The organism is Neisseria sp. 27098_8_112 (assembly GCF_041433235.1).
Lineage (GTDB): Bacteria > Pseudomonadota > Gammaproteobacteria > Burkholderiales > Neisseriaceae > Neisseria.
Genome location: NZ_JAPWBB010000001.1, coordinates 38618 through 59411 on the forward strand (window position 1 = coordinate 38618; position 20794 = coordinate 59411).

A 20794-nucleotide genomic window follows, 5' to 3' on the forward strand; every position below is an offset into this window, starting at 1 on the left:
ATAATATCGGGTTGCAATATGGACGAACGGTCTTATATAGTAACGATAGAGTAGGCGGACGGGGTTTAGTCTGCCTGGAAATTGACAGTCTGCATCGACAGGATATTATGAAAAAATATTTATTAATAGTGTTGGGCGCCATGGTTTTGGCAGCTTGCGGTGACAATACCGATAAAATCGGACGCGCCAGTACGGTGTTTCATATGCTGGGTAAAAACGACCGTATTGAAGTGGAAGGTTTTGACGATCCTGATGTGCAGGGGGTTGCCTGTTATATTTCGTACGCGAAAAAAGGCGGTTTGAAAGAAACGGTCAATCTGGAAGAAGATGCCAGCGACGCATCGGTTTCCTGCGTGCAAAGTGCGGAAGTCATCCGTTATAACGAGGCTGCTGTTTTGAAACCGCGACAAGTGTTCAAACGCAGCGCCAGCATAGCATTTAAGAGCCAGCAGATTATCCGCTACTACGACCCGAAACGTAAGTCTTTCGCTTATTTGGTGTACAGCGATAAAATCGTTCAAGGCTCGCCGAAAAACTCTTTGAGTGCGGTATCGTGTTTTGCCCATGCGAAAACCGATACGCCGGTACCGGCAGGCGGCGCGGTTTACGGTGCGTGCGTGGTGGACGCGCCGGTTGCCGACGGACAAAAATAATAAAATCAGCTTATAGATATTAAGAAGAATATGAATTTAGCCAACCATTTCCTGATTGCCATGCCTCATATAGACGATCCGTTTTTTACGGATACGGTCATTTATGTGTGCGAACACGATGAAGAAGGTGCGCTGGGCATCATCATCAACAAGCCTTCGCCGATTACCATGGACATGATTTTCGCCGCCGCCGACCGCAATATCCCGTTGCGCCTGCAACATGAAAATGTGATGATGGGCGGGCCGGTTCAGATTGAGCGCGGCTATGTCGTGCATACGCCGATCGGCCGTTGGCAAAACAGCATGGTGGTAACCGATAACGTCGCGCTGACTTCTTCGCGCGATGTGATTGAAAACTTGTCTAAAGAAGGTGCGGTGGACAAGGCTTTGATCAGCATTGGTTATTCGAAATGGGGTAAAGGGCAGTTGGAACGTGAGCTGGCAGAAAATGTTTGGCTGACTGTCCCTGCGGACGAGCATATTCTGTTTGATGTGCCTTACGAACTCCGCTATGCCGCCGCTTTTGAAAAATTGGGCGTCAATCCGAACGCCTTGGTTTCAGGAGTCGGCCATGCCTGATGCACCAAAAGGTACGGTTTTGGCCTTTGACTTCGGCGAGGCGCGTATCGGCGTGGCGCAGGGCGATGCTGAGTTGTGCATGACTCATCCGCTGGCAACGGTAACCGGCAACAGCAATGATGAGAAATTCGAGGCCATTGCCAAGCTGGTCAAAGAATGGCAACCCAAGTATTTTGTGGTCGGACTGCCGACGCATAGCGACGGGACGGAGCATGAGTTGACCCGTTTGAGCCGTAAGTTTGGCCGCCGTTTGCACGGACGTTTTAACTTGCCGGTTTATTGGGTGGACGAAAGGATGTCTTCCCTATACGCGGAAAGCCTGCTTGCTGAAGCCCAAGTATTTGGCCGAAAACAAAAATCCGTACTTGACCAAGTAGCGGCGCAGGCGATTTTGCAAGGCTTTTTTGAAGGTGGAGCGGCCGAGTATTTCAATGGCCGCGAAGAATAGCATTATTCATTATAAAGGCCGTCTGAAACCAGGTTTCAGACGGCCTTTGTTTTGTTACGGCTTTGGGATAAAAGAAGTTTAGTTTGGTTAAGCCTGATTTTTTTCAGTGCAAATTTTGCTACACTCCGTTCTCTTTTTTAGACACAAATACAAGGAAAAAGTCATGGCACTCATGGATAATCTTTTGAATGCGGCTACCCAAATGTTGGGTGGCAACAGCGAAAACGGCGCACAAGGTTCTCTGACCGATATGGCGATGGATTTGGTGAAACAACAAGGTGGTGTGGGAAACCTGATCAACCAACTGCAACAAGGCGGTTTGGGCGATGCCCTGAGCAGCTGGGTTTCCAATCAATCCAGCAACCTGCCAGTGTCCGGCAGCGACCTGCAAAATGCTTTGGGCAGCGATACGGTAAACCAAATCGCGCAAAAATTCGGTGTGGATGCCGGTCAAGCAGGCGATTTGTTGGCAAAAGTGTTGCCAGACTTGGTCGATAAAGCGACGCCTAACGGCACGGCTCAAGATGCGGATGGCTTCGGCTTGGACGACATCGCTTCTATGTTGCTGAAAAACTTTATGAAATAATGAGTTGAATCATTTGATAAGGCCGTCTGAATCCGTTCGGACGGCCTTATAACTTTTGGTTTACGGTAAATAACCAATTAATCTTTTTCTAACAAAAACGAATGGCTTATCATACCCACTTCGTTTTATTACAAAAAAGGTCATAAAGATGTCACGTTTAACCATACACACAGTTGAAACCGCTCCTGAAGCTGCTAAACCACGCATTGAAGCCGTATTGAAAAACAACGGCTTTATTCCTAACCTGATCGGCGTTTTGGCCAATGCGCCTGAAGCTTTGGCGTTTTATCAAGAAGTTGGCAAGCTGAATGCGGCCAACAGCCTGACTGACGGCGAAGTCGAAGTTGTCCAAATCATTGCAGCCCGTACCAACGAATGCGGTTTCTGCGTTGCCGGCCACACCAAACTGGCTACCCTGAAAAAACTGTTGTCCGAACAATCCATCAAAGCCTCACGCGCATTGGCTGCAGGCGAGTTTGACGATGCCAAACTGGGTGCTTTGGCGACATTCACCCAAGCCGTTATGGCGAAAAAAGGCGCGGTATCCGACGATGAGCTGAAAGCATTCTTCGATGCCGGTTACAACCAACAGCAAGCCGTTGAAGTAGTTATGGGCGTTGCTTTGGCAACCTTGTGCAACTACGTCAACAACCTTGCCAAAACTGAGATCAACCCTGAATTGCAGGCATTTGCCTAATCCCATCAAAGGCCGTCTGAAAATTCAGACGGCCTTTTAGCAAAAAGCAAGGGATATCTTGTTGTCAAGAATAATTCATGAGTAGAACCATCTACGCTTCAAACCTTATTCAGAGGAAAAAATCATGACACGCGAAGCTTTACTGAACAATGTTACCGAACTCGTTAAAAGCAAATTAAAACCATTGGTGGACGACATCGACCGCAAAGGCCTGTATCCGAAAGAATTTATGCTGGAATTGGGCAAAATCGGCGGTTTTGCCGCGACCGGTACGGTTGAAGAAGGTGGTAACGGTTTGGGTTTGGCAACGCAAATTGCCGTATTGCGCGAAATCGGTAAAGAATGCGGCGCCACTTCGTTCAGCGCATGGTGTCAGGCGGCTTGCGCGTGGTATCTGCACCAATCGCCTAATCAAGCGGTTAAAGATAAATATTTTGCCGATATTCTGCAGGGTAAAGTTTTGGCCGGTACGGGCATGTCCAATACCGTCAAACATCTTGCCGGCATTGAAAAACACAACCTGCAAGCCGAGCACGTCGAGGGCGGCTACAAAGTCAACGGTGCTTTGCCTTGGGTATCCAATATCGGCGAAGACCACATTTGGGCAAATACCGCCCAAATCGGCGACAGCTATGTGATGTTTATCACCGGCGGTCAATGGGAAGGCGTTACCTTGCAAGATTGCCCTGAGTTCTGCGGTTTGGAAGGCACGCGCACTTACAGCCTGAATTTTAAAGACGTGTTTATTCCGGATGAAGATGTGATTGCTACGCCTGAGCAGTTCCAGTCTTATATCCCGACCATTAAAGCCGGTTTCATTCTACTGCAAATGGGTATCGGCGCCGGTGTGATTGACGGTGCGCTCGGCATTATCCGCATGGCCAATGTGGTGAACGCAGAAGTGAACGCTTACCTCGACCACAGCTACGATGATTTGAAAGCCGCGTTGGACGGCGCATGGGCGGAAACCGAACGCCTTGCCGATGATGCGTGGAACAATAAACCTGACACGCTGGCAACCTTGAAACTGCGTGAAGCGGCTGCCGTATTGGCATTGAACGCCACTCAATCTGCTGCATTGCATGCAGGCGCGAAAGGTTATCTGATGCGCAGTCCGGCGCAACGCCGTGTCCGCGAGGCCATGTTCGTCGCCATCGTAACACCGGCCATCAAACACCTGCGTAAAGAAATCGCCGCTTTGGAAGCAGCTCAATAAATTCAAAATATCAACAATAAAACACACGAAAGGCCGTCTGAAAATACGGTTTCAGACGGCCTTTTAAAATAGAAGGAACACAAAATGGCTCAATATATGTGCGGCCCTTGCGGCTGGATTTACGACGAAGACCTCGGCGATCCTGAGCACGGCCTGCCGGCAGGTACCAAGTTCGAAGACATCCCCGACGACTGGAAATGCCCTGAATGCGGCGTAGGTAAAGAAGATTTCTACCTTCTGGACTTCACCATATAAATTACCCGATTATTTAATAAAAAGGCCGTCTGAAATTTCAGACGGCCTTTGTTTGCTTAATCGTCAGCGGTAGAGCGAAACAATGGTTTCAGCCGCTTTGACGCAGCTTTCCACATCGGCAACCAAAGCGATGCGGACGTAGCCTTCGCCCGGATTGCCTTGTTCGGTATCGCGGGCAAGGAAGCGGCCGGGCAACACTTGGATCGCGGCTTTCTGCCACAGGTTGCGCGTAAATGCCAAGTCGTCGCCATCGGGAACTTTCAGCCAAATGTAGAACGACGCGTCAGGCAGTTTGACATCGAATGCCTGTTGCAAAATAGGGATGACGCGGTCGAATTTTTCTTGGTAGAGGCGGCGGTTGTCAATGACGTGTTCTTCATCATTCCAAGCGGCAATGCTGGCGCGTTGGACGGGAATACTCATCGCGCTGCCGTGGTAGGTGCGGTAGAGCAGGAAGTTTTTGAGCAACTCGGCATCGCCTGCGACAAAGCCGGAACGCAAACCGGGGACATTGGAGCGTTTGGACAGACTGGTGAACATAATAATGTTGCGTGTGCCGCGTCCTAATTGCGCCGCAGCCTGCAAGCCGCCGATCGGTTTGTTGTCGTCAAAATAGATTTCGGAATAGCATTCGTCAGAGGCAATAATGAAGCCGTATTTGTCTTGCAAATCAAAAATTTCTTTCCAGTCTTCTAATTGCAGGACGCTGCCGCTCGGGTTGTTTGGCGAGCAGACGATCAGGACTTTGGTGCGCTGCCATACGTCTTCAGGCAGGCTGCTCCAATCGGGGTTGAAGCTGGGCGCAGGACAGTTGGCAAAATGGATTTCGCCGCCGCCCAAAATAGTCGCGCCTTCGTAAATTTGATAGAAAGGATTGGGGCTGATAACGACCGGTTTGGGGCCGTCTGAAGCCGGATTTAAAACGGTTTGGATAAAAGAGAACAAAGCTTCCCGGCTGCCCAATACGGGCAGGATTTCATTATCGGGGTTGAGGCTCAAACCATCATAACGGCGGGCAACCCATTCGGCGCAGGCTTGGCGCAGTTCGGGCAGGCCTGCGGTCAGCGGATATTTTTCCAGTTCGTGCAGGGAGGCGGTCAGCGCGTCGGTAATGACTTTGGGCGTCGGGTGTTTCGGCTCGCCGATTTGCAGATGAATGGGCGTTACGCCTTCGGGTGCATCAATGCCTTGCATGGCTTCACGCAGGCGGGCGAAAGGATAGGGTTTGAGATGGTTCAATAATGGGTTCATGATGTTTCTGCCGATAAATTAAGGCAATAATCTTAGCATTTTTTAGATGGATTAGGACAAAAAGGCCGTCTGAAAACAGGGTTTAAATGTTTTTCAGACGGCCTTTTGAGTGTTGATGCGTTTATTTGGCAGGGACGACAGGCAGGGAACCGTTCAAGAGATAATGAATGGTTTCTTGAACCGTACGGATGGCGTTGCCAAACGGCAGCGGGTCTTTACCACGGAAAAACAGGCCTTTATCGACTTCGCCGCGGAATGCCGCGGAAAGTTGGATGTCGATACAGAATTGACCGGCTTTGGCCAAACCGTCGCGCAAGCCGCAGCTGGTCAGGCAGTTCAGGCCTTGGGTGCAGCGGCGCGGATCGTTTTTGGCATTGGCTTGCAATTTGGCCTCGCGTTTGATGTAGTTGTCGAGGAATTTTGTGCGCACGCCGCGTGCAGGCAAACCGGCAACAGACATGAATTCAACCACTTTTTCGGTTTCCGCACCGGCCAGTGTTTTCTTGAAGTTGATGTGGGCATCGCCTTCTTCGGTCACGGCAAACGCGGTACCGATTTGGACGGCGGATGCGCCCCAGTTTTTCAAGGCTGTTTTGACTTTTTCAAAGTTTGCCATGCCGCCGGCGAGTACCAACGGGATTTTTTCGCTTTCCAAGCCCAAGTTTTTGAATACTTCAAATGTTTCTTCAATAACGCGTTTGAACTCGAATTTGGCATCGTTCACGCCGTCAACGGTTGCCGCACCCAAGTGGCCGGCTGCGTGGGCAGGGTGTTCGATAACGATGGCATCGGGCAAGATGCCTTTTTTCATCCAACGTTTCAAAACGATATTGATACCGCGTGACTCGGACAAAATAGGGAAAAGGGCGACATCTTTGTGGTAGCCCTCGGCCATTTCAGGCAGATCCAAAGGCAAACCTGCACCCATCACAATCGCGTCTGCGCCGGATTCGCAGGCCTGACGGACGTAGGCGGCATGGTCTTTTACGGCTTTCATGACGTTGACGGCAATCATGCCTTTGCCTTCTGAATCGGCTTTGGCTTTTTTGATTTCACGGTCAAGCGCGATGCAGTTGAGGCGGGTGTATTTTTCTTCGCTGGAATCGATTTTTGATTCGGCCAGCAAATCTTCGTGCAAGTGGCGCAAATCGACGCTGGCGATGGTACCCACGCCGTTTTCGCGCGCAACCGCGCTGGAGAGTTTTGATGCGGAAACGCCTACACCCATACCGCCTTGTACAACGGGAATCAGTGATTTGCCACGGATAATCAATGGGTCAAAGTTGTTTTGCATGGATGCTCCTTCATAGATTCTGGATGGTGCCGTCTGAAATCCTATGAAATGGATTGGATAACGGACTGATGTGTATATAAATAAGTGTGTTTTTCGCCGCCGTTTTTCAGACGGCATGAGGCGTGTTTTTAAAATTTTAGGAATTATACTCTAAGTTAATGTAAAAATTAGAGTATTAATACAGTTTTTTTGAAGGAAAAATTGAAAAGTCTTGTTAATAAAGGAATAAATTTTATGATGGATTGGATTGAGGAGGCGAAATTGCAAACAAAATCTACAAAGAAAAAGGCCGTCTGAAATTTCAGACGGCCTTAAGTATGGGAATCAGACGGATGTCAGATTACATTTGTTTTTTAGCAGCATCAATGGCGCGTTGATCAGGGTTGATCAAGATTTCAACGCGGCGGTTTTGTGCGCGGCCTTCAACAGTAGCGTTGGAGGCGATTGGTTGACGGGAGCCGTAACCGAAAGTGCTCAAACGGGTGCTGCTTACGCCACGGGATTGCAGGAAGGTAGCGACAGATTCGGCGCGGTTGCGAGACAATGGCTCGTTGATGGCGTCGTTACCGGTGTTGTCGGTGTGGCCGTTGATGGTCAAAGTCGTATCAGGATATTGAACCAAAGTTTGCGCGGCAGCAGACAAGGCGCTTTGAGCATGGCCGCTCAGGGCAGCGCTGCCGGTAGCGAAGGTTACGTTTTCAGGCATAACCAGTTTGATTTGGTTGCCTTGACGTTCAACTTCGATGTTGGTATTGGCCAAGCTTTGACGCAGTTTTTTCTCTTGGTAGTCCATGTAACCGCCGATACCGGCACCTACTGCACCACAAGCCAATGCGGAGTTACGCGCGCCTTTACCGCCGTGGGTCAGCGCACCAACGATGCCGCAAACAGCCGCACCGCCCAAACCGTACATAGCGGTTTTGCTGGCGGATTGTTGACCGGTAGCAGGATCGGTCACACAGCCGGTGAGTGCCAAAGGAATTGCAGTAGCAATAACGGTCAGTGGTTTCAAGAATTTCATGTTGTATCCTCTTTTTAGATGACGGCTCGGGCCGTCTGAAATGAATAAAAACCGCGTGGGTCGTTACGAATTAATGATACCGAATATCCGAAACTCAAAAGAACGGGTTTAACCCGATATTACGAAAATATTTGCCAGTTAACATAATTCTGAAGCATTTCTGCATTTCTCCGACAGTTTGGTCATTTTGCCGCGAAATAACAAGCAAAGTTTTTTACAGTTTCTTCCGTTTTTTATGCTTGCGGCGATACCAGCTGACAAATGCCCATTTCAATCTGACTTTGACATCGTATCCCACCGAGCCTGCACCCAATATGAACAAAACGGCGGAAACGGGCAGGGCGAAATGATGGCCGACCAAATGATAACCCCATACGCCAACCACGCCGCCCAGCAAAAACGACAGCATCAAGCCGCTTAAAAGCCACATTTTCGGTTTGTTGACGCGGACGTGCGGCAGGCGCGGATGATGCTGTTTGGAGTAATAAAGCGCGCGTGAAATTTCAATGCCCAAGTCGGTCGCCGTGCCGGTCATGTGGGTGGAACGGATGGCACCGCCGGAAAGAAGCGTGATAACCGTATTGTGCATACCCATGATAAAACACAATAAAAACAATGCCAAAGACGGCATAATAAAATCAGAGCCGCCAAAATCCCATTCCATCGCGGCAATACCGAACCAACCGAATATCAACAGATAAACTGCTTCCAGCCACATGGAAAACCCAAAGCTGCCACGGAAACGCATCTGCTGCGTCCATAAAATCACCCAGCCCGAATGCGCGGCACCGGCAACAAAACACAACACGCTGATTGTGGCAATAATGGCCACACTCCACTCTTGAAGATACAAAACATCTGCCAACAGCGACATTGAGCCGGTAACATGGGAGGTATAACGTGAGAATGCGAAGTAACCGCCGGCATTAATCGCTCCGGCAAGAAAGGCCATGATGTAGCCCAGCCGTCTGAAACGGGCATCGGAAATATTGTGTTCGTGCAGATACGGGCGATCCGCCTGCCAAAACGGCGGCGTGTGTTGCCTGTGGTGGCGCAATCGGTAGGAGTGGGGCGGTTTGTCAGTGTTCATTGAGTGGGTTTGGAGTTAAACATTCATACAGGGTGTATTTTATATGCAACTGTCTGCTACCAAGAACAAATAATATAAAGTGTTCCTAAGTTGCTACACTTGCTCATTGCAAGATGAGGGCGTACATTAATAGAAAGATATAAACATAAGGAAACATCCGATGAATCCTATCCGTCTGACCTTATTGTTTGGCGCCGTTGCATTGCTTGCCGCCTGTGCCACCACGCCTGAGCAAAAAGCTGCACGCGCCCAAGCGCAGAAACGCTATGAACAGGATCTTCAAGTCAATCTTGCCGCCCAATGCGATCAGGAAACTGCCGCACTGATCCGCCGCAAATTTGACGAAGAAGGCAAACCCGGTGTAGCAACCGCGGAACAAAAAGCCTTCCGCCTCAAATATATCGACAAAGTTTCCGACCCGATGTTCCAAGCCTGCTACAAAATGGCATGGCAAAACTATATTTCCCAAGAACAGCTGCGCGAAGCCCGCTACTATCGCTATTACGACGATTGGGGCTATCCGTTTGGCCGTTATCCTTGGTGGTGGTAAGGTATTAACAAACTTTAGGGCCGTCTGAAAGCATATATTTATTGGTTTCAGACGGCCTAAGGTTTATTGAAACGGCAATAACGTTTACAATAGTCGCCTATTCAAACACAATACCCACCACCCATGAACATCTGGCTTGGACAGCGACACGCGCCCAAATTTCCGCAAGGAGCCGCCGTAACCATCGGCAACTTTGACGGCGTACACCTCGGGCACAAACACATTCTACAGAAGCTCAAACGAGAGGCAGACCAGCGCGGTCTGCCTGTTGTCGTTGTTGTTTTTGAGCCCCAGCCCAAAGAATTTTTTGCGCGCAAAGCCGGGAAAAAGCTGCCTTACCGCATCAGCCCGCTGCGTACCAAATTGCGCCTTTTGCGTGAAACCGGCTGCGTGGATGCCGTTTGGGTCTTGCGTTTTAACCAAGCTTTCTCCGATATGAGCGCACAAGCGTTTATCGACCAACTTTTGCGCCAAACGCTCAACACGCGTTATTTGTTGATTGGTGACGATTTCCGTTTCGGTGCCGGCCGTGAAGGCTGTTTTGAACTCTTGGCACAACAGCCCGATATGCAAACCGAGCGCACGCCGTCCGTTATCGTTGAAGACATCCGTACCAGCAGCACCGCCGTCCGCCAAGCCCTTTCAGACGGCAAGTTGGAATACGCCAAAAGACTGTTGGGCCATGATTACGTGTTAAGCGGAAAGGTCAAACACGGGCAAAAACTCGGCCGCACCATCAACGCGCCTACCGCCAATGTCCAGCTTCCTCCGTATCATTATGCTTTAAGCGGCGTATTTGTCGTTGAAGCAGACGGCACATTCGGCTCGCGCCGAGGCGTTGCCAGCTTTGGTTTTAACCCCACTGTCAGCAACAACCGCTCGCAGAAGCTGGAAGTCCATCTGTTCGATTTCAACGGCGATTTGTACGGACAACGTATCTTCGTCCGCTTCCTGCACAAACTGCGTGACGAGAAAAAATTTGAGAGCATCGAAGCATTGAAAACCCAAATTTTGCAAGATATGGAAGATGCGAGGGTTTGGGAAGCATAGAAACGCGTCTAGAAGCTTATAAAATCAAGACAATTGGGCTACAATAAGTCCTTTGAATTTTTTCAGACGGCCTGTTCTTTTCAAAATGAGCAATCAGGCCGTCTGAAACCGAAATACCGCAACAATAGAGATCAAAAAATGACCGATTACAGTAAAACCGTAAACCTGCTCGAGAGCCCGTTTCTAATGCGCGGCAATCTTGCCAAGCGCGAGCCTGCATGGCTGAAAAGCTGGTACGAGCAAAAACGCTACCAAAAACTGCGCGAAATCGCCAAAGGCCGTCCGAAATTCATCCTGCACGACGGTCCTCCGTATGCCAACGGCGACATTCACATCGGTCATGCCGTCAATAAAATCCTCAAAGACATCATTATCCGCAGCAAAACCCAAGCCGGTTTTGACGCGCCTTATGTACCGGGTTGGGACTGTCACGGTTTGCCTATCGAAGTGATGGTAGAAAAGCTGCACGGCAAAGACATGCCTAAAGCCCGTTTCCGCGAATTGTGCCGCGAATATGCCGCCGAACAGATTGCCCGCCAGAAAAAAGACTTTATCCGCTTGGGCGTGTTGGGCGACTGGGACCATCCTTACCTGACCATGGATTTCAAAACCGAGGCCGATACCGTGCGTATGCTCGGCGAAATCTACAAATCCGGCTATCTTTACCGCGGTGCGAAACCGGTTCAATTCTGCTTGGACTGCGGCTCTTCGCTGGCTGAAGCGGAAGTGGAATATAAAGACAAAGTATCGCCTGCGATTGACGTGGGCTATCCGTTTAAAGACACCGCTGCGCTTGCCGCCGCATTCGGTTTGGCAAGTATAGAAGGCAAAGCGTTTGCCGTTATCTGGACAACCACGCCTTGGACTTTGCCTGCGAGCCAAGCTGTTTCAGCTGGCGCAGACGTAGTTTACCAACTGATTGATACGCCCAAAGGCAAATTGGTATTGGCCAAAGATTTGGCAGAAGATGCACTCAAACGTTACGGTTTTTCAGACGGCATTGTTATTCTTGCCGAAACCACCGGCGACAAGCTGGAAAACCTGCACATGAATCATCCGTTCCTCGAGCGTGATATTCCCATGCTCAACGGCGACCATGTGACCACTGATGCCGGTACCGGCTTGGTGCATACTGCGCCTGCACACGGTTTGGAAGACTACGCTGTCTGCAATAAATACGGCATCGAGCTTTACAACCCCGTCAATGCCGAAGGCAAATACATCAACGAAACGCCGCGCGTTGCCGGTATGCGCGTTTGGGAAGCCAATCCCGTTATCCTGCAATGGTTGGAAGAAACCGGCAACCTCTTGGCAAGCAGCAAAATCGAACACAGCTACGCCCACTGCTGGCGCCACAAGACGCCGCTGATTTACCGCGCGACAGGTCAATGGTTTGTCGGTATGGATAAAGCCGGTGCCGACGGCAAAACCCTGCGCGACAAAGCCATCAAGGCCGTTGATGACACCGAATTCTTCCCATCATGGGGTCGTGCGCGTTTGGAAGCCATGATTGAAGGCCGTCCTGACTGGGTAGTTTCACGCCAACGTTACTGGGGCACGCCGATGACTTTCTTTGTTCACAAAGAAACGGGCGAGCTGCATCCGAATTCCGCCGAGCTTTTGGAAAAAGTTGCCCTGAAAATCGAAGAAAAAGGCATCGAAGCGTGGTTCTCCCTCGATAAGAGCGAACTCTTGAGCGCGGAAGATTGCGAAAATTACGATAAACTTTCCGATACCATGGACGTATGGTTCGACTCCGGTTCGACCCATTATTCCGTTGTGAAACAACGCAAAGAATTGGAATGGCCTGCTGACTTGTACCTCGAAGGCAGCGACCAACACCGCGGCTGGTTCCAATCCTCTATGCTGACCGGTTGCGCCTCATCCATGGGACGCGCACCGTATAAACAGCTGCTGACCCACGGTTTCGTTGTAGACGGCGAAGGCAAAAAAATGTCGAAATCCATCGGCAACGTCGTCGCACCGCAGGAAATCTATAACGAATTCGGCGCGGACATCCTGCGCCTGTGGGCAGCATCCACCGATTACAGCGGCGAATTAGCGATTTCCAAAGAAATCCTCAAACGTGTAACCGAAAGCTACCGCCGTATCCGCAATACCTTGAGCTTCCTGTTTGCCAATCTCAGCGACTTCAATCCGATTGAAGATGCCGTGCAACAGGCGGATATGGTGGAAATCGACCGCTACGCCGTGGTATTGGCACGTCAGCTGCAAGAGCGTCTGGCAGGCGACTTCTATCCTCGCTACGCCTTCCACTTCGCTGTAAAAGACATTGTTTCTTTCTGCTCGGAGGATTTGGGCGCGTTCTACCTCGACATCCTGAAAGACCGCCTCTACACCACCAAAGCCGACAGCCATGCACGCCGCAGCGCGCAAACTGCCTTGTATCACATCACACGCAGTTTGGTTCTGCTGATTGCTCCGATTTTGTGCTTCACCGGCGAGGAAGCATGGGACATCATCGGTGGCGGCGAAGAAGACAGCGTCCTCTTCCACACATGGCATGAGTTCCCGTCTATCAATGAAAAAGCCGAAGCCGAATTGGTGAAAAAATGGACGGCAATCCGCGAAGCACGCGAAGCGGTAACTGCCGCCATCGAGCCTCTGCGTACGGATAAAACCGTCGGTTCTTCATTGCAAGCCGAAACCGAAATTACGGCTCCGGAAGAAATTGCCGATTATCTGAACACTTTGGGTGAAGAATTGCGTTTTGCTTTGCTGGTGTCTAAAGCTGAAGTGAAAGTAGGTGATGAACTTGCTGTAACCGCTAAAGCCAGCGATGGTGAAAAATGCGAACGCTGCTGGCACTACACCCACGATGTGGGCGCAGTTGCAGGCCATGAAACCATCTGTAAACGTTGTGCCGACAACGTTGACGGTAAAGGCGAAGACAGACATTACGCTTAATGGTTTGGTCTAAGATAAAGGCCGTCTGAAAACTTTGGTAATAGGTTTTCAGACGGCCTTTGTTTATTGAATCTGTTTCGGATAGCGAATAGATTTTGAAGGGTAATTGGGATTTGTGATTTAGGTAAAATACAGGATAGGGTTTCAAGTTATTGTGGGGTAGGAGTTTAATTGCAAAAAATAACTCTTACTCCAGAGAAAATTTGTTGAGGATATAGGAATGACGAATAATCATTTGTCTAGAAATGAGATCAATCATTATAATTCTGTATTCGTAAGTCTTTAATAACAATGAGGTATCCTATGCGTCCTAAAGATAAGTTTGACATCAAGGCTTGCAAAAAAATTAAGGACTGCAACGATGAGGAATTAATTGAGATGGGGGAGTGGCTCTCAGGATGGTTGGGAGATGCGAACTTTCCTGTTTTTAGTGAAATTGTCGAAATCTTTGTAGAACGACAAGATACATTACTTCCATTCATTTCAAATATTTTTTATTCAAATGATAGTATATGCATTTATTGGGTTTTACTTGAACTCTATCCAAAATTATCCTATCAAAACCAATTAGCCTTAGCCATTGATTTGGAGCATTGTCTTCATAATATTTCAGAAAAATTAATTTTGGATGAAGATGATGAAAACCTTAAAGAAATCTTGGAAAAAGTTTTAAATTAAGGTAGATATATATTTAATGATTTTGAAATAATGCATTGTTGGAGAAGATACCTTTCAAAGGGTCTTACTTATCCGTGGAGTATGGACGTATTTTGAACCTTCAAATAGCCTCATATTTGCATTTTATCCTTAAATGGAAATTTCGTTTTATCCAATATAAAAGGCCGTCTGAAACAAGTTTTCAGACGGCCTTCAGCTATTCTATTGCTAAGTAAAAATTAGCGGGCAGAGCAAGAAGTTTCTACTTTGTTGCCGTATGGGTCAGTGAAGCCGAAGAATGCTTCGCTGCCTTTTTGATGCCATTCAGCGCCTTTGCCGAACAGACCTTGGTTGGCAACATAGCGTTCGCCTGAACCTGCAACGGCAGAAGACAGGGTGGCAACTTTGTCGTCAAGGCGTAATTCAACTTGATCGGTGCTCAGGTTGCGGATTTGTACAGACAGGCCGTTTTCGCAGCTGAATGATTGAACACGGGCATCATGATCGTGTGCACGGCCGTGGTCATGATTGTGCTCGTGACGGTGACCATGGTCATGTTGATGGGCTTCGGGTGCGGCACAGGCAGCGAGGCTCATGGCGGCGGCAATTGCAAGCAGGGCTTTTACTTTCATTTTTGACTCCTATGGTCAGTGTTGAAGGAAGAATGTAGCGGCATGTTATAAATATCTTTATGGCTTCACAATAGGGATAACCATTATTTACTTTTCCTTCCTGTTTCCGGGAGTATGGCAGGATTCTTTGTAGTTTTGATATGAATGATTAATGCCGTTTGAAAAAAAGCCGCACTTGCGCTAGAGGTAAACGAAAGTGCGGAAAATTCAGAGAGTTACATTGAAATATGGGTTGGGCCGCTTAACGCTGGCGTGCTTTAAAGCGGGGGTTGCTCTTGCAAATAACGTACACTTTGCCTTTTCGGCGGACAATTTGGCAGTCGCGGTGTCGTTTTTTTGTAGTTTTTAGAGATGAGAGAACTTGCATCATTTATCCTTTCTGAAGGAAGACATCATGGATTGGTAACGTTGGTTGAACTTGCTGGCGCGGCCTTCGATATTGACATTGCGTTGTTTGCCTGTGTACACGGGGTGGGACGCGGAAGAAGTATCAAGTGAAAAGAGGGGATACTCTATGCCGTCTTTCCAAACCATGGTTTTGCCGTGGGTATTGGCGCATGAACGGATGAGCCATCCTTGGTCTGCGCCGCTGTCGTAAAACAGGACGGTACGATAGTTGTCTGGGTGAATATCAGGTTTCATTTCTTTCTCCAATAAATGTTATGGTATAACATTATACTCCTAGAGAAAGAGCAGGCAAGTGTTTTTTGTTTTTCTTTATCACGTGATTGCGGCATTTTGATAAAATATACGGTTTCAGGCGGCCTTTTTTATGAGGCCGTCTGAAACATTTTGTTTTCTGATGATAGGAATATGATGTATCTGCATAAGGGTTTCAGATTGGGCGGTGCGGTAAGCAAGGTGATGCCGATTGTCCATGTATTGTCCAAGCTGGGGCTGTTGTTTTCATTACTGTTGGCCGTACCGACACTGATGTCGTATTTTTATCACGACAGCGCGTTTCTCGTGTTTGCCTATACGGCTTTGACCGTATTGCTGGTATCGTGTGTAACTTGGGTGCTGACGCTGCGTTTCAACCGTGAATTGCGGCCGCGTGACGGATTTACCCTGGTATTGATGCTGTGGCTGGCTTTTGCTGTCGTGGCGGCGATGCCGATTTATTTTTATATGCCGTCCATGAGTTTCACCGATGCGTTTTTTGAGGCGATGTCGGGGCTGACGACAACGGGGGCAACAGTGATTTCCGGTTTGGATACGTTGGCACCATCGGTGAATTTTTGGCGGCACATGCTTAACTGGCTTGGCGGTATGGGTATTATCGTGCTGGCTGTGGCAATTTTGCCGATGTTGGGCGTGGGGGGGACGCAGCTCTTCAAAGCGGAAATTCCGGGTATGGATAAAGAAAGTAAGATGGCGCCCCGCATTTCGCAAGTGGCCAAACGGCTATGGTTTGCCTATGCGCTGACAACTGCTGCGGCTTTTGTATCCTTACATATTGCCGGTATGGGTTGGTTTGATGCCTTGTGCCATGCGATGTCGGCAGTGGCCTTGGGCGGTTTTTCTACACATGATGACAGCGTTGCCTATTTTGATTCCGTAGCAGTCGAATGGACGTTGATGTTTTTTACTGTATGGGGTGGTATCAATTTCGCGAGCCACTTTACTGCGTTGGGCAACCGCTCTTTGCAGGTGTATTGGAAGGATGAAGAATGCCGCACCATGCTGCTGGTTTTGTCGGGCAGTATTTTGATTTCGGCATTGTATCTGTGGCAGCAGGACGTGTACCAAAGCCTTGGTGAAGCTTTGCGTTTTGTCAGCTTCAACTTTGTGTCCATCGGATTGGCCAGTGGTTTCTCCAATGCCGACTTTGCACAATGGCCGCTAATTGTGTCGTTGTGGATGTTTTTCCTATCGAACGTGTTGGCAAGCTCAGGCTCTATGGGTGGCGGTATTAAAAACGTGCGTGCGTTGGTATTGTTTAAATTCAGCTTGCGCGAGATGTTGATTTTGCTGCACCCGCGAGCGGTTCGTACGGTAAAGGTCAATAATCGCTCCATTCCGGATCGTATGGCGCTGACCGTTATGTCGTTCATTTTTATTTACTTTATGACGGTCATCGTATTCAGCTTTTTACTGATGGCCGCAGGCTTGGACTTTTTATCCGCCTTTACGGCAGTCATTGCCTGTATTACCAATGCAGGGCCGGGCTTGGGTGCAGTCGGTCCGTCGCATAATTATGCTGTGCTGAGCGATGTGCAGAAATGGCTGTGTACGGCGGTGATGTTGTTGGGACGTTTGGAGATTTTTACCGTTCTGATTTTGCTAACTCCGGCATATTGGAAGAAATAAGTGTGAGAAAAAGGCCGTCTGAAATTTCAGACGGCCTTTTTATAATGGCTGGGCTTAAGCGTATTGTTTGAGCAATTCTTTGAATTGTTCGCCAGTTTCAGGGTGTTTCAAACCATAAGCCACGGTTGCTTCAAGGTAACCCAATTTGCTGCCGCAGTCGTAGCGTTTGCCATCAAACGCATGAGCCAACACAAACTCATGGTCGAGCAGGCGGGCGATACCGTCTGTCAGTTGGATTTCGTTACCGGCGCCGCGGGGCAGGTTGGTCAACAAGTCAAAAATACGCGGAGTCAGGATGTAGCGGCCGACAACTGCAAGGTTGGAAGGCGCTTCTTCCGGTTTGGGTTTTTCAACTATGTTGGTGATACGTTGATAGTTTTTCAGCTGCTCGACTTCGACAATACCATAAGAGCATGTTTGGGAAGGATCAACGGTTTCAACGCCTAAAACGCTGTTACCGCTTTGGTTGTACACATTGACCATTTGTTTTAATGCACCTTTAGGCGCATCAATCAAATCGTCTGCCAAAATAACAGCAAAAGGCTCATCGCCAACGGCAGCTTGAGCGCATAACACGGCATGACCCAAACCCAATGCTTCAGTTTGACGTATGTACAAGCAGGTAATATTCGGAGGAAGGATATCGCGAACGTGTGCCAACAGCTTGTCTTTTTGACGCAATTCCAATTCGGTTTCCAACTCGTATGCCTTGTCGAAGTGATCTTCGATGCTGCGTTTGTTACGGCCAGTGATGAACACCATTTCGGTACAGCCGGCTTCAACCGCTTCTTCAACTGCATATTGAATCAGAGGTTTGTCCACAATAGGCAGCATTTCTTTGGGGCTGGCTTTGGTCGCAGGCAAGAAACGGGTGCCCATACCGGCAACGGGGAAGACGCATTTTTTAATGGGTTTCATATTGGTATCCTATTTTGTCTGAGGGATTGGCCCCCGAAAGTGTAATTGTGTGTAACGATAATACCACATGATAAAGTATCAGGCGGCTCGAAAAAGACTGTATATACTGTCTTATCCCAGCAACGTCAGTAATTCTTCTTCGGTTAATATGGCCACGCCCAAAGCTTGGGCTTTTTCCAATTTACTGCCTGCGGCTTCTCCGGCGACAACGTAGTCGGTTTTTTTGGATACGCTGCCGGAAACTTTACCGCCTGCAGCTTCAATCATGGCTTGGGCTTGGTCGCGTTTGAGCGTGGGTAAAGTCCCTGTTAATACAAAGGTTTTACCTGCCACGGCTTCATTAATGCCGTCTGAAATCGTTTCATCTTGAAGCTTAGACAGTGTTTGAGCAAAGAAAGTTTTCATATTTTCAAGCAGGGCTGCGTTTTGCGGTTTGCTGCGCCATATTTGCCAATCAGCAGGCAACACTTTGTCGGTTTGCAAACCTTCTATGCTTTTGCCGGCAAGTTCCCATAAGGCATGGGCTTTGGTTTCGCTGATTTTAAAATCGGGCAGGCGGGCAATCCAGCGTTGCGGCTCGGCATGGCGTAATGGCGGGATAGTGACAGCCTGGCTTTGCGGGGCAATACCTACAGCCAGCAGCTCGTCTATCATCGCCTGTTGTGCTTCTTGGGCAAAAAAGTGAGCGATGGAGCGGGCAACCACCGTGCCGATATCGGGCAGACAGGCGAGGATGGGTTCGGGTGCATGGCGGACATGTTCGAGCGTACCGAATGCCTGTGCCAGCGTTTTGGCGGTGCGTTCGCCGACGTGACGGATGCCGAGGGCAAAGAGGAAGCGGGCAAGTTCAGGCGTTTTGCTGGCTTCTATGCCTGCAAGGATGTTTTCCGCCCATTTGGTCGGCTGTTTTTTACTGGTTTTGCTAAGCAGGGCATTGCCGGTCTCGCTTTCAAAGTCTTCAATATCACTGTTTAATGATTCTTCCTCATTAGTCGATGCTTTATCCGCTGTTTCCTTCATTTTTTGCAGGGTTGGAATATCGAGGCGATAGAGGTCGGCGAAATGACGAACCAAATCTTGTGCGACCAGCTGCTCGATTTGTTTTTGACCAAGTCCGTCGATGTCCATGGCTTTGCGTGAGGCAAAGTGGATTAAACCTTGCGCGCGTTGTGCTTGGCAAAGCATGCCGCCGCTGCATCGGGCAACCGCTTCGCCTTCTTCACGTTCGATTTCGCTGTGACAGATAGGGCAATGGGTAGGCAGGCGGTAGGGTTTGTGAAGCGGTTCGGCTTGTGTTTTAGAAGGTGTTTCGGCAAACAAATCGTCTTGCAGGCCGTCTGAAACGGAAATATTGGTCTCCTGCATTGGGCGACGTTCAAAAATTACGCGCACCACCTCGGGAATCACGTCTCCGGCGCGGCGTACGACAACTGTGTCGCCAACGCGCACGTCTTTTCGAGATACTTCGTCCTGATTATGCAGGGTGGCGTTGGTAACGGTAACGCCGCCGACGAATACAGGTTGCAGGCGGGCAACAGGGGTTACTGCGCCGGTGCGCCCGATTTGTACATCAATGGCTTCGACAATGGTCAATGCTTCTTCGGCAGGAAATTTGTGGGCAATGGCCCAGCGCGGCGCGCGTGAGATGAAACCCAGTTTTTCTTGTTGCGCCAAGCTGTTGACTTTGACCACCATGCCGTCGATTTCATAAGGTAAAGTAGGGCGTTTTTGCTGCATTTGCTCGTAAAACGCCAATACTTCGTCGATATTTGGGAAGCAGCCGAAATTATCATCGGGCAGGCTGAAGCCAAGCTCTTTACAGTAGCTCAGCTCTTGTAGGTGTTCTTCTGCGATAAAACCGCCTTGTTGTCGGGCGATAGAATAGGGGAAGAAATGCAGTTTGCGCTGTGCCGTAATGCGCGAATCGAGTTGACGCAGACTGCCGGCGGCGGCATTGCGCGGATTGGCGAAAGGTTTTTGTCCGTTTTCAGCCTGTCGTTCGTTTAAAGCGGCAAAATCGGCTTTGAGCATCAGTACTTCGCCGCGTATTTCGATAAGCTCGGGAATGTTTTCTCCATGCAGGCGCAGGGGGATGTTGGATACGGTTTTGACGTTTTGGGTAACGTCTTCGCCTGTTGTGCCGTCGCCACGGGTTGCTGCTTGAGTCAATACGCCGTCGCGGTACAGTAGGCTGATGGCCAGACCGTCAAATTTAGGCTCGATAACGTATTCCGGTTTTTCTCCGTTTAATCCGCCACGAACGCGCTCATCAAAAGCATACATTTCGGCATGGTCGAACACGCCGTTTTCGTCTTGTGGCGAGAAGGCGTTGGTCAGCGACAGCATCGGTATTTCGTGGCGTACTTCGGCAAAGCCTGCTAAAGGCTCGCCACCGACACGTTGGGTCGGGCTGTCGGGCAGTTTGAACTCGGGGTAGTTTCGCTCCAATGCCTCGAGCTCACGGAACAATTTGTCGTATTCGGCATCGGGTACGCTGGGAGCGTCTAGGGTGTAGTATTCGTAGGCGTAGCGGTTGAGGAGGTCGGTCAGGTATTTGATACGTTGTGCGGTCGGGTTCATGTGCAATCGAAATAGAGTTTTCAGACGGCCTGATGATAGAGAGGCCGTCTGAAAATCGATGAATATTGAAGATGAAGAG

Annotated in this window: 21 protein-coding genes; 12 read left to right on the forward strand and 9 right to left on the reverse strand. The window is 49.2% G+C overall.

The window, feature by feature from the left end; genetic code table 11:
- The first annotated feature begins 107 nt into the window (after nt 1–107).
- From O3682_RS00165 to O3682_RS00195, 7 genes are all read left to right on the forward strand, one after another.
- Nucleotides 108–653: a CreA family protein gene (locus O3682_RS00165; protein WP_371507951.1), complete on the forward strand. Its 546-nt coding sequence runs from the start codon at nt 108–110 to the stop codon at nt 651–653.
- A 30-nt stretch (nt 654–683) separates the two neighbouring features.
- Nucleotides 684–1232 (forward strand): YqgE/AlgH family protein, encoded by a 549-nt coding sequence (locus O3682_RS00170; RefSeq protein ID WP_371507952.1) that lies wholly within the window; start codon nt 684–686, stop codon nt 1230–1232.
- Nucleotides 1225–1680: a Holliday junction resolvase RuvX gene (gene ruvX, locus O3682_RS00175; protein ID WP_371507953.1), complete on the forward strand. Its 456-nt coding sequence runs from the start codon at nt 1225–1227 to the stop codon at nt 1678–1680. The genes O3682_RS00170 and ruvX overlap by 8 nt, the downstream gene beginning before the upstream one ends.
- A gap of 163 nt (nt 1681–1843) precedes the next feature.
- Nucleotides 1844–2266: a YidB family protein gene (locus tag O3682_RS00180; protein WP_003684921.1), complete on the forward strand. Its 423-nt coding sequence runs from the start codon at nt 1844–1846 to the stop codon at nt 2264–2266.
- 148 nt (nt 2267–2414) lie between these two features.
- Nucleotides 2415–2963 (forward strand): carboxymuconolactone decarboxylase family protein, encoded by a 549-nt coding sequence (locus tag O3682_RS00185; protein WP_371507954.1) that lies wholly within the window; start codon nt 2415–2417, stop codon nt 2961–2963.
- A 124-nt stretch (nt 2964–3087) separates the two neighbouring features.
- On the forward strand, nt 3088–4179 hold the full coding sequence (locus O3682_RS00190) for an acyl-CoA dehydrogenase family protein (RefSeq protein ID WP_371507955.1): 1092 nt from the start codon (nt 3088–3090) through the stop codon (nt 4177–4179).
- A gap of 84 nt (nt 4180–4263) precedes the next feature.
- Nucleotides 4264–4434: a rubredoxin gene (locus O3682_RS00195; RefSeq protein WP_063068841.1), complete on the forward strand. Its 171-nt coding sequence runs from the start codon at nt 4264–4266 to the stop codon at nt 4432–4434.
- A 63-nt stretch (nt 4435–4497) separates the two neighbouring features.
- On the opposite strand, the gene dapC is transcribed toward O3682_RS00195, so the two are convergent.
- The 4 genes from dapC to O3682_RS00215 form a co-directional block, all read right to left on the reverse strand.
- Entirely contained in the window at nt 4498–5685 is a 1188-nt protein-coding gene (gene dapC / locus O3682_RS00200) for a succinyldiaminopimelate transaminase (protein ID WP_371507956.1), read from the reverse strand.
- Nucleotides 5686–5806: 121 nt separating this feature from the next.
- Nucleotides 5807–6979: an NAD(P)H-dependent flavin oxidoreductase gene (locus tag O3682_RS00205; protein WP_004520097.1), complete on the reverse strand. Its 1173-nt coding sequence runs from the start codon at nt 6977–6979 to the stop codon at nt 5807–5809.
- A gap of 340 nt (nt 6980–7319) precedes the next feature.
- The gene (locus tag O3682_RS00210; RefSeq protein WP_049328625.1) at nt 7320–8000 is read right to left on the reverse strand and encodes a YiaD family glycine zipper/OmpA-like lipoprotein; all 681 of its coding nucleotides are present in this window, start codon (nt 7998–8000) and stop codon (nt 7320–7322) included.
- 214 nt (nt 8001–8214) lie between these two features.
- Complete coding sequence (locus O3682_RS00215) at nt 8215–9090, reverse strand: YoaK family protein (RefSeq protein WP_371507957.1); 876 nt, start codon at nt 9088–9090, stop codon at nt 8215–8217.
- A 160-nt stretch (nt 9091–9250) separates the two neighbouring features.
- On the opposite strand from O3682_RS00215, the gene O3682_RS00220 reads away from it, so the two are divergent.
- The 4 genes from O3682_RS00220 to O3682_RS00235 all read left to right on the forward strand — a co-directional run bounded on the left by O3682_RS00220 (nt 9251) and on the right by O3682_RS00235 (nt 14296).
- The gene (locus tag O3682_RS00220) at nt 9251–9640 is read left to right on the forward strand and encodes a hypothetical protein (RefSeq protein ID WP_004520101.1); all 390 of its coding nucleotides are present in this window, start codon (nt 9251–9253) and stop codon (nt 9638–9640) included.
- Nucleotides 9641–9763: 123 nt separating this feature from the next.
- Complete coding sequence (gene ribF / locus O3682_RS00225; protein WP_371507958.1) at nt 9764–10690, forward strand: bifunctional riboflavin kinase/FAD synthetase; 927 nt, start codon at nt 9764–9766, stop codon at nt 10688–10690.
- Nucleotides 10691–10828: 138 nt separating this feature from the next.
- Nucleotides 10829–13618: an isoleucine--tRNA ligase gene (gene ileS / locus O3682_RS00230; RefSeq protein ID WP_371507959.1), complete on the forward strand. Its 2790-nt coding sequence runs from the start codon at nt 10829–10831 to the stop codon at nt 13616–13618.
- A gap of 303 nt (nt 13619–13921) precedes the next feature.
- On the forward strand, nt 13922–14296 hold the full coding sequence (locus O3682_RS00235; RefSeq protein ID WP_308186830.1) for a DUF5071 domain-containing protein: 375 nt from the start codon (nt 13922–13924) through the stop codon (nt 14294–14296).
- 218 nt (nt 14297–14514) lie between these two features.
- On the opposite strand, the gene O3682_RS00240 is transcribed toward O3682_RS00235, so the two are convergent.
- The 3 genes from O3682_RS00240 to O3682_RS00250 all read right to left on the reverse strand — a co-directional run bounded on the left by O3682_RS00240 (nt 14515) and on the right by O3682_RS00250 (nt 15549).
- Nucleotides 14515–14907, reverse strand: coding sequence for an MliC family protein (locus tag O3682_RS00240; RefSeq protein ID WP_070822369.1), 393 nt, complete (start codon nt 14905–14907; stop codon nt 14515–14517).
- A 241-nt stretch (nt 14908–15148) separates the two neighbouring features.
- Complete coding sequence (gene ykgO / locus O3682_RS00245) at nt 15149–15274, reverse strand: type B 50S ribosomal protein L36 (protein ID WP_371508120.1); 126 nt, start codon at nt 15272–15274, stop codon at nt 15149–15151.
- Nucleotides 15274–15549: a type B 50S ribosomal protein L31 gene (locus tag O3682_RS00250; RefSeq protein WP_003747294.1), complete on the reverse strand. Its 276-nt coding sequence runs from the start codon at nt 15547–15549 to the stop codon at nt 15274–15276. The genes ykgO and O3682_RS00250 overlap by 1 nt, the downstream gene beginning before the upstream one ends.
- A gap of 171 nt (nt 15550–15720) precedes the next feature.
- Here O3682_RS00250 and O3682_RS00255 point away from each other — a divergent pair, with 171 nt between their 5' ends.
- A complete protein-coding gene (locus O3682_RS00255; RefSeq protein ID WP_371507960.1) occupies nt 15721–17217 on the forward strand; it encodes a TrkH family potassium uptake protein in 1497 nt (498 codons plus the stop codon).
- Between the two features lie 54 nt (nt 17218–17271).
- Here the strand turns inward: O3682_RS00255 and galU are convergent, their stop codons facing one another.
- Nucleotides 17272–18135: a UTP--glucose-1-phosphate uridylyltransferase GalU gene (gene galU / locus O3682_RS00260; protein WP_371507961.1), complete on the reverse strand. Its 864-nt coding sequence runs from the start codon at nt 18133–18135 to the stop codon at nt 17272–17274.
- A 111-nt stretch (nt 18136–18246) separates the two neighbouring features.
- Nucleotides 18247–20715 (reverse strand): NAD-dependent DNA ligase LigA, encoded by a 2469-nt coding sequence (gene ligA, locus O3682_RS00265; protein WP_371507962.1) that lies wholly within the window; start codon nt 20713–20715, stop codon nt 18247–18249.
- Nucleotides 20716–20794 lie beyond the last annotated feature (79 nt).